The 12,565-nt window shown below is 72.4% G+C and carries 11 protein-coding genes; 7 read left to right on the top strand and 4 right to left on the bottom strand.

Annotated elements, in window-relative coordinates; all coding sequences use genetic code 11:
* The first annotated feature begins 16 nt into the window (after window positions 1–16).
* The 3 genes from GA0070215_RS11260 to GA0070215_RS11250 all read left to right on the top strand — a co-directional run bounded on the left by GA0070215_RS11260 (window position 17) and on the right by GA0070215_RS11250 (window position 3,416).
* Window positions 17–1,402, top strand: a complete 1,386-nt coding sequence (locus tag GA0070215_RS11260) for a glycoside hydrolase family 6 protein (RefSeq protein WP_018785793.1) — start codon at window positions 17–19, stop codon at window positions 1,400–1,402.
* A 164-nt stretch (window positions 1,403–1,566) separates the two neighbouring features.
* Window positions 1,567–2,499, top strand: a complete 933-nt coding sequence (locus tag GA0070215_RS11255; RefSeq protein ID WP_244166958.1) for a LysR family transcriptional regulator — start codon at window positions 1,567–1,569, stop codon at window positions 2,497–2,499.
* Window positions 2,496–3,416 (top strand): serine hydrolase, encoded by a 921-nt coding sequence (locus GA0070215_RS11250; protein ID WP_091044971.1) that lies wholly within the window; start codon window positions 2,496–2,498, stop codon window positions 3,414–3,416. Before GA0070215_RS11255 ends, GA0070215_RS11250 begins: the two co-directional genes overlap by 4 nt.
* 94 nt (window positions 3,417–3,510) lie before the next feature.
* Here the strand turns inward: GA0070215_RS11250 and bla are convergent, their stop codons facing one another.
* From bla to GA0070215_RS11230, 4 genes are all read right to left on the bottom strand, one after another.
* The gene (gene bla / locus GA0070215_RS11245; protein ID WP_091045211.1) at window positions 3,511–4,416 is read right to left on the bottom strand and encodes a class A beta-lactamase; all 906 of its coding nucleotides are present in this window, start codon (window positions 4,414–4,416) and stop codon (window positions 3,511–3,513) included.
* A 240-nt stretch (window positions 4,417–4,656) separates the two neighbouring features.
* On the bottom strand, window positions 4,657–6,030 hold the full coding sequence (locus tag GA0070215_RS11240; RefSeq protein WP_091045206.1) for an acyltransferase family protein: 1,374 nt from the start codon (window positions 6,028–6,030) through the stop codon (window positions 4,657–4,659).
* A gap of 47 nt (window positions 6,031–6,077) precedes the next feature.
* Window positions 6,078–7,910: an AMP-dependent synthetase/ligase gene (locus GA0070215_RS11235; protein WP_091044970.1), complete on the bottom strand. Its 1,833-nt coding sequence runs from the start codon at window positions 7,908–7,910 to the stop codon at window positions 6,078–6,080.
* A gap of 202 nt (window positions 7,911–8,112) precedes the next feature.
* Complete coding sequence (locus GA0070215_RS11230) at window positions 8,113–9,051, bottom strand: LysR family transcriptional regulator (RefSeq protein ID WP_091044969.1); 939 nt, start codon at window positions 9,049–9,051, stop codon at window positions 8,113–8,115.
* Between the two features lie 185 nt (window positions 9,052–9,236).
* Between GA0070215_RS11230 and GA0070215_RS11225 the strand changes: the two genes are divergently transcribed.
* The 4 genes from GA0070215_RS11225 (at window position 9,237) to GA0070215_RS11210 (ending at window position 12,333) form a co-directional block, all read left to right on the top strand.
* Complete coding sequence (locus tag GA0070215_RS11225; RefSeq protein ID WP_091044968.1) at window positions 9,237–10,037, top strand: GNAT family N-acetyltransferase; 801 nt, start codon at window positions 9,237–9,239, stop codon at window positions 10,035–10,037.
* 195 nt (window positions 10,038–10,232) lie between these two features.
* Window positions 10,233–10,655, top strand: a complete 423-nt coding sequence (locus GA0070215_RS11220) for a hypothetical protein (RefSeq protein WP_091044966.1) — start codon at window positions 10,233–10,235, stop codon at window positions 10,653–10,655.
* Complete coding sequence (locus GA0070215_RS11215; RefSeq protein ID WP_091044965.1) at window positions 10,652–11,593, top strand: ATP-binding cassette domain-containing protein; 942 nt, start codon at window positions 10,652–10,654, stop codon at window positions 11,591–11,593. The genes GA0070215_RS11220 and GA0070215_RS11215 overlap by 4 nt, the downstream gene beginning before the upstream one ends.
* Window positions 11,590–12,333 (top strand): ABC transporter permease, encoded by a 744-nt coding sequence (locus GA0070215_RS11210; protein WP_091044964.1) that lies wholly within the window; start codon window positions 11,590–11,592, stop codon window positions 12,331–12,333. Before GA0070215_RS11215 ends, GA0070215_RS11210 begins: the two co-directional genes overlap by 4 nt.
* Window positions 12,334–12,565: the final 232 nt, after the last annotated feature.

Genomic DNA, 12,565 nt, shown 5'->3' with positions numbered 1-12,565 from the left:
TAGGAGGAAACACAACGTGGCTATCCTCTCGTCCCGTCGCAGATCAGCGGCCATCAGCACGGCGGCCGTCGCGGGCCTCGCCGCGGCCGGCGTCTGCTTCGCCGTCGGCGGCGCGTCCGCCGGCACCGTGTCCGGATCGCTCTACCGCGACCCGGGTTCGGCGGTCGTCCGCTGGGTCGCCGCCAACCCCGGCGACTCGCGCGCCGCCGTCATCCGCGACAAGATCGCCAGCCAGCCGCAGGCCCGCTGGTACGCCAACTTCAACCCGTCGACCATCCAGTCCGAGGTCTCCGGGTTCGTCGGCGCCGCCAACGCGGCGCAGCAGATCCCGGTGCTGTCGGTGTACGAGATCCCCAACCGGGACTGCGGCGGCGCCAGTGCCGGTGGGGCGCCGGACCTCAACCAGTACCAGACCTGGGTGTCCAACTTCGCCAGAGGACTCGGCAACCAGACCGTCCTGATCATCCTGGAGACCGACTCGCTCGCGCTCCAGACCTGCCTGAGCCCCAGCGAGCTCAGCGCGCGCAACCAGGCGCTCACGACGGCGACGCAGACCATCAAGTCGGCGAACCCGAACGCCAAGGTCTACCTCGACGGCGGTCACTCCACCTGGAACAGCGCCAACGACACGGCCAACCGGCTCCGGGCGGCCGGCGTGCAGTACGCCGACGGTTTCTTCACCAACGTGTCGAACTTCAACCCCACCTCCAGCGAGGCGAGCTTCGGCCGGGCGGTCATCTCCGCGCTCAACGGCATGGGCATCTCCGGCAAGCGCCAGGTCATCGACACCAGCCGCAACGGGGGAGCCGCGGGGGACTGGTGCGCCGACGACAACACCGACCGGCGCATCGGGCAGTTCCCGACGACGAACACCGGCGACGCCAACATCGACGCGTACCTGTGGGTGAAGCCGCCGGGTGAGGCGGACGGCTGCCGCTACACGGCCGGATCGTTCCAGCCGGACCTGGCCTTCAGCCTCGCCAGCGGCGCGCCCAACCCGCCCACCACCGCGCCGCCGACGACCAACCCGCCGACGACCGCGCCGCCGACCACGGCGCCGCCGACGACCGCGCCGCCCACCACGGCGCCCCCGACCACGCCGCCGCCGACCGGCAACGGCTGCTCGGCGGCGGTCGCGATCAACCAGTGGAACGGCGGTTTCACCGCGAGCGTGAACGTCACCGCCGGCTCCGCGGCCATCAACGGCTGGACCGTGACCGTCGCGCTGCCCGGCGGCGCCGCGATCACCGGCATCTGGAACGCCCAGGCCAGCGGCACCAGGGGCACCGTCCGGTTCACGAACGTGGGCTACAACGGGCAGGTCGGGGCCGGCCAGACGACCAACTTCGGTTTCCAGGGCACCGGCACCGGCCAGGGCGCGACAGCCACCTGCGCCGCCTGACCGAACCGGACCCAGGGCCCGGCGCGGAGGATCGCCCTCCGCGCCGGGCCCCCGGTGCTCTCCGCGCCGGGCCCCGAAGGAGAGATCTCCCGCCGGCGTCGGCCGGCGGTGGTCGGCTCACGAGAGCGTCGATCGTCAGTGCGCCCCCGGTATAGGTTCAGTGGGTGGATGTGGTCGCCGCCTGCCGGGCCTTCGTCGCGGTCAGCGGTCACGGCAGCTTCACCTCCGGCGCCGCCGCCGCGGGCATCCCGCAGTCCGTCGCCAGTCGCCGCATCGCCGCCCTGGAGGAATACTTCGGGGCCCGGCTGTTCGACCGGTCGTCCCGCGCGGTCCGGTTGACGTCGTTCGGGCAGGACATGCTGCCGTCGGCGCGCCGCCTGGTCGATCTCACCGATGCGATGGTCGACGACGCCGAGCGGGCCCGGTTACGTCCGCTGCGCGTCGCCGTACCCGAGATCTGCCCAACGCGCCGCCTCGCCGACCTGGTCGTGGCGGCGCGGCGGCAGCAGGTCCAGCTGGAGGTACGGCCGGCCGGCCCGCAGGAGCGTGCCCGGCTCTGCCGGACCCTGGAGGTGGGGGGCGGAATCGTGGCCGTTCCGGCGGCGTCGGCGGCCTGGCGGGTGCCGCTCGGGCTGGCCGCCCGGACCCCGTTCCCGGCGCCGGCGGTGTTCCTGGAGACGTTGCGCGGCGGCCGGGCCCGCACGCAGGCACGCCGGCGGATCCTGATCCAGCCCGAGGACGACGTCGCGCACCTGCGGGACCCACTGACCCGTGCCGGCCAGGCGGCCGGGCTGGCACCGGCCCAGGTGACTGTCGCGTCGTCGGTGGTCGACGCCGCGGCGGCGGCTCTCGGCTCCCCCGACCTGCTGCTCTGCTCCCGGCAACAGGCCGAGGAGTACGACCTGCACTGGCGGCCCGTCGCCGGCCCACGCCTCCAGCGAGGCTACGACGTGGTTGCCGGCGTGCGCGAGGACCTCGATCAGCTCAGGACGATCCTGTACGCGGACATCGCACGATGCCTGGGCGCCTCCGACGGCCACTCGGGGGCGACCGATGCCTCCCCGCCCGGCAACCCCGCCACCGGAGATCCGACGTGAGCGCCGCCGCCGTGGTACGCCACGCCCAGGACCTGCTCGAAGAGGCCGGACTGCACGGTGCCTTCCTCGTCCGCAACCTCGACACCGGCGCGGAGATCGGGTTCGACACGGAGACCCCGTACCCGGCGGCGTCGCTGGTGAAGGTGCCGCTGGCGGTCGCCGTGCTGGAACGGGTCGGGCGCGGGAAACTCGATCCGGCGACACCTGTCGACGTCGAGCCCGGCCGGATCGCCACACCCGGCCCGACCGGGCTGAGCCGCTTCCGTCACCCGGCACGGATCGCCGTGGACGACCTGCTCTACCTGAGCACCTGCATCAGTGACTCGGTCGCCGCCGACGCTCTGTTCGACCTCGTCCCGCCGGCCACGGTCGCCGCCGAACTGCGGCGACTACGCCTCGACGGCATCGCCGTCCGGCACCGGGCCGGCGTCCTCGCCGACACACCGGCGGAACGTCTCGGCCCCGCCGACGTGCACCTGGCCCATTCCCTCGCCATCGGCGCGGCGACCCCCGGACAGGGGCACCCCGTCGCCCAACTCGACGTCACCCGCGCCAACGCCGGATCGGCCCGGGCTTTCGCCGACCTGATGCACGCGCTCTGGCGGCCGTCGACGATCCTGTCGAGCACCGCCGAGCGGGTACGCGCCCTGATGGGCGACAACCTGCACCGGCAGCGGCTCGCCCCCGACTTCGCCTCGGACGCCTCCCGCTGGTCGTCCAAGACCGGCACCCTGCTGCACCTGCGCCACGAGGTGGGTGTGGTGGAGCATGCCGACGGGCAGTCGTACGCCGTCGCCGCGCTGACCGCCTCCCGGGTGCCCGCCGCCACCCAGCCCGGCAGCGAGGCGACGATGGGGCAGGTCGCCCGGAGCCTGCACGACTACCTGCGGACCGGCACCCTGCCCTGGTGGGGTTGACCGCCGTCGAGGCCGAGTTCTCTGCCGGTCCTGCCGGCGACGTCCAGGTCACCTCGACGCACAGGGAGCGGGGCGAGTGGTTACCGAGCCCCGGTCACCAGCCGGCCGTCACCACCCGGGTCGCCTCGGCGATGAGCGCGTCGTCGTAGTCGGCGTCCTTCTCGTCGCGGCTGGACAGCACCGCGAGGACGATCGGCGCGCGGTCCGGCGGCCAGATCACCGCGATGTCGTTACGGGTTCCGTACCCGCCGGACCCGGTCTTGTCCCCGACGACCCAGCCGTCGGGAACACCGGCGCGGATCAGCGCGCCGCCTGTGGTGTTCCGCCGCAGCCAGTCGTTGAGGGTGGCGCGGTCCGGGGGTTCGAGGGCGTCACCCACGGTGTACGCCCGCAAGGATCCGGCCAGCGCCCGCGGGGTGCTGGTGTCCCGCCGGTCACCCGGCCTGGCCTCGTTGAGCTCGGTCTCGTAGCGCTCCGGATCGGTGACCTTGTCGCCGATCCCGCGTAGCTCCCTCTCGAACCGCTGCGGTCCGCCGAGGTGACGCAACATCAGATTGGCGGCGGTGTTGTCGCTGTACCGGACGGCGGCGTCCGTGATGGCGCGCAGCGTCATGCCCGTGGCGACGTGCTGCTCCGTGATCGGCGAGTAGGTCACCAGATCGTCCGCCGAGTAGCGCACCACCCGGTCCAGTTCGGTGTCGGTGGTCTCGTCCAGGATCTCGGCGGCGGCCAGCGCCTTGTAGGTCGAGGCGTACGCGAACCGCTCGTCGGGCCGGTACGCGACGGTGCGGCCGGTGCCGGTGTCGATCGCGTAGACCCCGAGCCGCGCGTCGAACTTCTCCTCCAGTAGCCGGAACGCCTGCCCCCGGTCGGGTGCGGACGACGTGGCGGCCGCAGCCGAGCCGTCCCGCGTCGGCTGGTCGGCGGCACCGGCGGGACCGCAGGCGGCCACCGACACCACTGCCGCCACGGCCACCAGGCGGCGTGTCGGAAAAGCCATCGTCACTCCTCGTCTCTGTGTGACCGGGCACTGGACGGTGCCGGCCGGGACAGGACTCGACCCTGCCAGCGATCCGGTATGCGGTCGAAGACAGAAGTCGCGGGGTTCATGCCGATCGGACATCGATCCCGAGGGCCGTCGAGGCGGCGTCCATATGGGCGGGGAGGGGTCCGGACGGCGGACCCGGACCGAAGCGGGACGAGCCGTGGCTGGAACAGCCACGAGCGGCGTCGCCCACCGTCACCCTGCCGAGGGGTGGCGAGCGTCCGGCGACGGCGCGGGCACGGAGCGCAGCACGCGGAGCAGGAGCGCGCCAGCGAGGTAGGCGGCCAGGGCGACGGTGGGGAACCCGAGCGGGGCGGGCCGGGTGCGGGGCAGCAGGCTGTTGTCGAGCAGCCCGAAGGCCACGGCGGCGAGCCCGGTGACCGCGAGGACCAGGCGGGGTGCCGGCCGGGCCAGCAGGTCGGCCGCGGGGGTGGGGAGCAGGCGGGGGCGGTGGCGTGGTGTTCGGGTGCCGCGTGTCTCGATGGCGCCGAAGACGGCGACGAGGGCGGCCAGGACGGCGGTGAGCATGGCCAGCCAGGGCAGCCGCCAGGCGAACCACGCGGCGCTTCCGGCGGCCGGGGCGGGCAGGACGCCGAGGGTGTGCAGGACGGCGGTGAGCAGGATCGCGGCGGTGATGTGCCACAGGAAGACGGTGAGGACGACGGCGTTGACGGCGATGACCGCCATCCACGGGCGGGTGCGGCGCAGCCACCGTTCGGCCCGGCGGCGGACCAGGAGCGCGACGGCGAGTTGGCAGGTGAACAGGGCGATCAGCGCGAGACTGGGCGGGGACATGTTGTGCAGCCGCTCACCCGGCACGTTGATCATGCTGATCGGGTACGGGCCGGGCACGGTGAGCAGCAGCAGAACGGTCGCGCCACCGGCCAGCACGGCCCACTGGACCCGGCGGCGGGTGGGTAGGCGGTCGTCACGCCAGAAGAAGCCGATCTGGTGGATGGCCAGCCAACCGAACAGGAAGCTGCCGTTGCCCCAGGCCTCGTCGCCGTGAAGGCGGGCGAGGTCGCCGGCGGCGACCAGGACGAGCAGGACGGCGGGTACGGCGATGCCGTACCGCCGGTGCAGGACCCACATCACGGGGGTGAGTGCGACGACGATGAGATAGACCGCCAGGAACCACAGGGGGATCGCGGCGAACCACACCACCAGCCGGGTGCGCGACCCGTCGGTGTCGAGCAGCCGGGCGATCCCGGCGCCGGCGGCGAGGACGACGACGAGGGCGGTGGTGGGGCGCACCAGCCGGGCTGCGCGGTGCACCAGCCAGTCCCCTGCGCGCCGGCCCTTGCGGCGGGCGGAGGTGAGCGAGGCGGCGTTGGCGTAGCCCCCGACGAGGAAGAACACCGGCATGACCTGCACGAGCCAGGTGAGCGGATACGCCCAGCGCAGGTCCGGCAGCGCCGACCGGCCGGTCAGCTGTCCGTCCTGGTACCCGACGACGGTGACCAGCCAGTGCCCGAGCACCACGGCGGTGATCGCGATAGCGCGCAGCAGGTCGACGAAGCGTTCGCGCCGCGGCGGCGTCCGATCGGCCAGCCGCCGTAATCCGGCCAGGGGTTTCAACTGTGGCGCCGGCGATCCATCAGACTCCTCCGCCGCGGTCAGTGACCGCGGTAGAGGGCGTCGATGTCGCTGGCGTAGCGGTCAGCCACCACGTCGCGTCTGACCTTCAGGGTGGGGGTGAGTTCGCCGTCGGCCTCGGTGAGGTCGCGGGGCAGGATGCGGAAGGTCTTGATCTGTTCGGCCTTGGACACGGTGCGGTTGGCGCGGTCCATCGCCTGCTGGATCTCGGCGCGCAGTCGCGGGTCGTCGCGCAGGTCGGCGAGGGACGCGTCCGACCGCCCCGCCCTGGCGCGCCACCGCTGCCAGGCCGGCGGGTCGATGGTGACCAGCGCGGCCACGTAGGGGCGTCCGTCGCCGACGAGCATGCACTGGCTGACCAGCGGATGCGCGCGCACGGCGTCCTCGATCGGGGCGGGGGCGACGTTCTTCCCGGCCGCCGTCACGATGACCTCCTTCTTCCGGCCGGTGATCCGGACGAAGCCGTCGGGGTCCAGGCTGCCGAGGTCGCCGGTGCGCAGCCAGCCGCCGTCGGTGAAGGTGGCGCGGGTGGCGTCGGCGTTGTTCCAGTAGCCGGCGAACACGACCTCACCGTGCGCCTGGATCTCCCCGTCGTCGGCGACGCGGATCCGCACGCCGGGCAGGGGCCGTCCGACGGTGCCGATGCGTTGCGCTTCGGGCCGGTTCGCCGTCAGCGCCGGGGAGGTCTCGGTCAGGCCGTAGCCTTCCAGAACCGTGACGCCTGCGCCGCGGAAGAAGTGCCCGAGACGGGCGCCGAGCGGCGCGCCGCCGACGATGGCCATCCGGCACCGCCCGCCGAGGGCGGCACGCAGCTTGCGGTACGCCAGCAGATCGAGCAGGGCGTGGGCAGCCCGCAGCAGGATGCCTGGGCCGCCGGTGCGGTCGAGGGCGCAGCTGTAGCGCACGGCCACCTGCTCGGCGGCTGTGAAAAGCCAACCCCGGTGGGCGTCCTCGGCCTTCTGCCGGGCCCGGTGGTACATCTTCTCGAACACCCGCGGCACCGCGAGGATGAACGTCGGCCGGTGCCGGCGCAGTTGTTCGAGCACTCCGGCGATGTCGGCGCTGTGCACCAGCGTGGCCCGGGTCTGCACCGCCCCGACCTGGATCAGCCGGGCGAAGGCGTGGGCCAGTGGCAGGAACAGCACCGTGGACGCCCCCGCGTGCAGCAGCCGGGGCAGCACCGACACGGCGGCGGTCACGTCGCAGAAGATGTTGCGGTGGGTCAGCACGCAGCCCTTCGGCCGTCCGGTCGTGCCGCTGGTGTACACGATCGTGGCCACGTCCGCCCCGCTCACCCGCCCACGCCGGGTCTCGGCGTCGGAGTCAGGGACCGTTCGCCCCTGTGCCGCCACGTCGATCAGTCCACCGGCGTCGATCTGCCAGGTCCGCCGCAGCGCCGGTGCTCGCTCGCGCAGGCCGGTGACGGTGGCGGCGTGCCCGGCGGTCTCCACCACGCAGCCGACCGCACCGGAGTCGGTGAGGATCCACTCGATCTGGTCCGTGCTGGCGGTGTCGTAGATCGGCACCGTCACCGCCCCGATCGCCCACAGCGCGTAGTCGACAAGCGTCCATTCGTAGCGGGTACGGCTGATCAGCGCGACCCGGTCGCCGTGCTGCACCCCGGCGGCGATGAAGCCGCGGGCGAGCGCGTGCACGTCGTCGCGGAAGGCGACGCAGCTCACCAGGGCCGTTCCAGCCCGGCGGCCCCGGGAGACCGGCCAGGACCGCGGATCCGGATCAGGGCGTACGAACTGCACCGCCTCGGGATCCTGCCGCGCGTTGTCCCACACCACCTCGGCCAGCCCTGGCACCCGCTCACCGGCGAGCACCGGCTCCACCGCGACGTTCTGCATGCGGCACCCCCGTCCTGCCACGAGCCGGCGAGGTGCTTCGGCCCATGCGGCCATCATGTCGTGATCAGGTGCGGCGGCGAGGCGGTTCGACCAGACGGGGTCACCATCCGGCGTCCCCGATGACGAAGGAGGCCGCCGGAGTCGGGCAGCTGGTCTCCGGCAGGCATGGGGGTGCCGCCACCGGCCGCCGGCCCGACCTCGCCTACGTGCTGATGCCCGACGCGCCGCCGGTGCGGTGGCTGCCGGGCGACGACGGCGGTCTGGTCCGCGCCTCCGCGGCGGCCCGGACGAAGGCGCGGATCAGGGCGGTCTCCCCGCCGCTGCGCCACACCGGCGCGTAGTGCAGCACCGGTCCGTCGGTGATGGGCAGGAAGACGATGTCGCCTCGCTGCCGGGTGGATGCCGCATCGGATCCGATCGGGGACACGACGCCGCCGTCGGCGATCGCCCGGAAGGCCTCCTCGAGGGTGGTGATGCCCAGTCCGCGCCGGATGGGCCGCCCGGCCGGTGTGGTGGACGGGGTGTGTGCCTCCCACAGGTAGTCGGGGATGGGGCCCTCGGGGTGGACGACCGGATGATCGCCGAGATCCTCCAACTCGACCTCGTGCCGGCCGGCCAGCGGGTGGCCGGCGGCGACGGCCAGGACCAGATCCTCGTGGTGCAGGACCGGCCCGACCGTGAGGTCGGGCTCGCGGACGGGTTGCCAGAGGATCCCGACGTCGATCGAACCGGCCCTCAGCGGTCCGAACGGGTCGACGGGCAGGATCTCGCGCATGCGCAGCTCACACTGCGGATGTCGCTGCCGGAACAGGTCGAGGACGGCCCTTATCGACTGGTACTGGGTGGCCATGGTGCCGATGGTCAGTGTGCCGGCCTGGCCGCGGGCGGTGGCGGTGGCCTCCTCGATGCCGGAGATGATCTCGTCGTAGCCGGCGCGGAGCCGGTCCCTCAGTCGCTCGCCGAGCGGAGTGAGCCGGACGGCGCGGCTCGTACGCTCGAACAGGCCCCCGCCGATCCGGCGCTCCTGCTGTTTGATCGACTGACTGACCCGCGACTGGGACACGTGCAGGCGTTCGGCAGTACGACCGAAGTGGAGTTCCTCGGTCAGCGTCAGGAAGATCTCGATGTCACGCAGTTCCACCGTGCGGCCCCATCTCCGATCATCGCGCTCGAACGGAGAGTCTAGGGCCGTGACAGCGACCGTTGCCCGTGCGTGACCCGGCCCCCCGGTCGCGGTTGGCCTGCTGTCGATCGATCACCCGTGACTAATGCGGCGGTGCGATCTTCGGCGTTGTTCGCAAGCGGCGGCCGGACGATGGTGGACGCATGAGCGAGCGCCGGATCGACATCGTGGCGGAGCCGGATCACCTCGGCGTCGCGCGGTGGTACGCCGTGGCCTCCCCCGGCCTGGTGGCGGGGGTCGCCGGCCTGGGCCCGATCGAGCCGTTCGAGTGCGGGTCGCCCCTTCCGGCGGCCGTGCCGCCGGGCACTCTCGAACTGAGTCTGCACGTGGAGCCGTCATGGCGCCGACGGGGGATCGGCTCGCGACTGCTGGCCGCCGCCGGTGCACACGCTGCGGGCCGACGGCTGGTCGCCGAGGTCGCCGCGGGTTCCGCGGGGGAGTCGTTCTGTGTCCGGCACGGCTTCCGCCGCACCGGAGCCTGGGGTCACGACCTGCTCACCTACTGCGATGTCCACCACGCCTGGCTGGGTGAGCTGGTCGACGTCGAGCATCCCGGATACCGCCTGCGCCACTGGACCGGAGACGTGTATGGCGCGACGAGCGTCGAGCAGATGCTCCGGCGCCCGAGCCGTCCCGGTGACGCGGTGGTGAGCGCGGCAGAGGCGGACGGTGGCCTGGTCGCCTACGCCCTGGCGAGGAGGGAGGGTCCGCGAGGGCGACGCGCCCGCCAGTACGGGCCGGCCGTGCGTGCCGGCCATCGCGGACGTCGACTGGGCCTGTGGGTCAACGCCGCTCTGATCAAACGGGTACGGGAGATCGATCCGCACGTCGAAGAGATCGAGACCCGCACCGCCCCCGACGACCCGGCCCAGCAGGCCCTACGCCGGCACCTGGGCTTCCACCCTCTCGGGCGGAGTCTCCGCTACGAGATCACCCTGCCGTAACCGGCGGCAGCGACCACCACGACAGCGGGCGCCGAGCCCACGCGCGCCAGCGAGAAGAGGTTTGTCATGAAAAGTGTGGTACGTCCGAAAAGCTGCGTTGTTCCGGCCGGATGCCGAGACCCCCCGCACCATCGCGGCCCGCCGCTCACCCCCTCTCCCGAATCCGGCGACATCACCCCTCAGGAGCCCGTCACCATGACCGTCAACCTTTCCGCCCACGACAAACTCACGCTCCGAACAGCCGCGTACGGGGCCGTCACGCTGCTCTCGGCCGCCGGAGCCGCCGGCGGCTCCCCTCACCGGATCGCCACCGACGGATCCATCGCCTTGGCCTCGGCAACCGGCCTGGTCGGGCACGTGCTCGCCGAGAAATCGACGAGCGTGGACCTCGGCGGCAGGTCGGTGGCCGAGATTGCCGATCGCGTGCTGCCCGCACTGACCGAGTCGATGCGGCTGCTCGCCGCCCAGGACCCGAGCGAGGCCGACAACTTCCGCCGTACCGTGGTCGTCGCCCTCGACGCGGGCGTGCGGACTCGGCAGGGCGGGCCCGGCCCCGCCGTCACCGACATGATCGACAAGATCGTCGCGGCCCTCGACGCCGCCGAGGTGACCGCGTGACGGCCCCGGCGATCTCGGTCTCGGGCCTGCGCAAGGCGTACAAGGACAGGTCCGTCCTGGACGGCATCGACTTCGAGGTTCCCGCCGGCACCATCTTCTCCCTGCTCGGCCCCAACGGCGCGGGCAAGACGACCACGGTCAACGTGCTGACCACGCTGCTGGACGCCGACGGGGGCACGGTCCGTGTCGCCGGCCACGACCTCGCCACCGACGCCCGCGCGGTCCGCGCCGCGATCGGCGTCACCGGCCAGTTCGCGGCCGTCGACGAGTTGCTGACCGGCCGGGAGAACCTCCAGTTGATGGTCGACCTCAACCGGAGGGTCACCGGCGACGGCAGGCGGATCGTCGCAGGACTGTTGGACCGGTTCGAGCTGACCACCTCGGCGGACAAGCCGGCCTCCACCTACTCCGGCGGCATGCGGCGCAAGCTCGACCTGGCGATGACGCTGGTCGGCGACCCTAAGATCATCTTCCTGGACGAGCCGACGACGGGCCTGGACCCCCGCAGTCGCCGCACCATGTGGTCGATCGTGCGGGACCTGGTCGCCGACGGTGTGACCGTCTTCCTCACCACGCAGTACCTGGAGGAGGCCGACCAGTTGGCCGACCGCGTCGCGGTGCTCGACCGGGGCCGCCTGGTCGCGCAGGGCACGCCCGAGGAGCTCAAGCGCCTCGTTCCCGGCACCCACGTACGCCTGCGGTTCGCCACCGCCGCCGACCTCGACGCCGCCGCGGGGGTCTTCCCGGAGGCGGCCCGCGACGACGACGCGCTGGCCCTGCGGGTGCCCGCCGACGGCGGCACGAAGTCGCTGCGGGCCGTGCTGGACCGACTGGACGAGCACTCCCTCAGCGCCGAGGGGTGCTCCGTGCACACCCCCGACCTCGACGATGTCTTCCTCGCCCTGACGGGCCACCCCACGGAGGTGGACGCGAAATGAGCGCCAACTCACTCGTCATGCTGCGCCGCAACGTCAAACACCTGGGCCGGAACCCGACGTCGGTGTTCAACGCCGTCCTGATGCCGATCATCATCATGCTGATGTTCGTCTACATGTTCGGCGACGCCTTCGACGTCGGCGTCGACTACATCGACTACGCGACGCCGGGCCTGATCCTGCTGGCCGTCTGCTACGGGCTGGGCGGCACCGCGACGGCGGTGAACTCCGACATGACCAAGGGCATCATCAACCGGTTCAAGGTCATGGACGTCTCCCGAGGCGCGGTCCTGGCAGGCCACGTCATCGCCAGCCTGCTGACCAATCTGATCGCCGTCGCGGCGCTCATCGGGGTGGCCTTCCTGCTCGGGTTCAGCCCGAAGGCCGGCCTGATCGACTGGCTCGCGGTGGGCGGCGTCACGGTGCTGCTCGCATTCGCGGCGGGCTGGTTCACCGTCGCGCTGGGGTTGTCCGCGAAGTCACCGGAGACGGCGGGCATGGCCGCCGTTCCGCTGGTCATGCTGCCGTTCTTCAGCAGCGCGATCGTCCCGGCCGAGAAGATGGGCCCGGGCCTGCGGCAGTTCGCCGAGTACCAGCCGTTCACGCCGATCATCGAGACCATGCGCGGTCTGCTCGACGGCACGCCGGACACCACCGACGCGTCCGTCGCGGTCACCTGGTGCGTGGCCATCGCGCTCGTCGGTTATCTGTGGGCGCGTTCGACCTTCCGAAAGCGAGCGTGAACTCTGCCGGTTGAGCTGTTCGCGGCGCCGCCTCGGCGGTCCTGGCCCGACGGGGCGGCGGCGCGGACGTCAGGGCACCACTGGATCGAGAACACCTGCGCGTGGCGTGCTCCTGCGGCTCTACAGCTCCCGCAGGAGCACGCCGTCCCGGCTGAGCAGTCGATGGCATCCGTGCCCCGGTCCCAGATGCTCGGTGCTGGGAGGGGCGAGACTGTAGCGACCCGGCGAGCCA

The organism is Micromonospora marina, assembly GCF_900091565.1.
In the GTDB taxonomy this organism is placed as follows: domain Bacteria; phylum Actinomycetota; class Actinomycetes; order Mycobacteriales; family Micromonosporaceae; genus Micromonospora; species Micromonospora marina.
This window is presented reverse-complemented; position numbering and strand designations above follow the sequence as displayed.

Bases quoted from the DNA above. Each gene is read 5' to 3' on its own strand.
- bla (WP_091045211.1), bottom strand. From the start codon at position 4,416: ATGGCTTTTCCGACACGCCGCCTGGTGGCCGTGGCGGCAGTGGTGTCG.
- GA0070215_RS11235 (WP_091044970.1), bottom strand. From the start codon at position 7,910: ATGCAGAACGTCGCGGTGGAGCCGGTGCTCGCCGGTGAGCGGGTGCCA.
- GA0070215_RS11225 (WP_091044968.1), top strand. From the start codon at position 9,237: ATGAGCGAGCGCCGGATCGACATCGTGGCGGAGCCGGATCACCTCGGC.
- GA0070215_RS11220 (WP_091044966.1), top strand. From the start codon at position 10,233: ATGACCGTCAACCTTTCCGCCCACGACAAACTCACGCTCCGAACAGCC.
- GA0070215_RS11210 (WP_091044964.1), top strand. From the start codon at position 11,590: ATGAGCGCCAACTCACTCGTCATGCTGCGCCGCAACGTCAAACACCTG.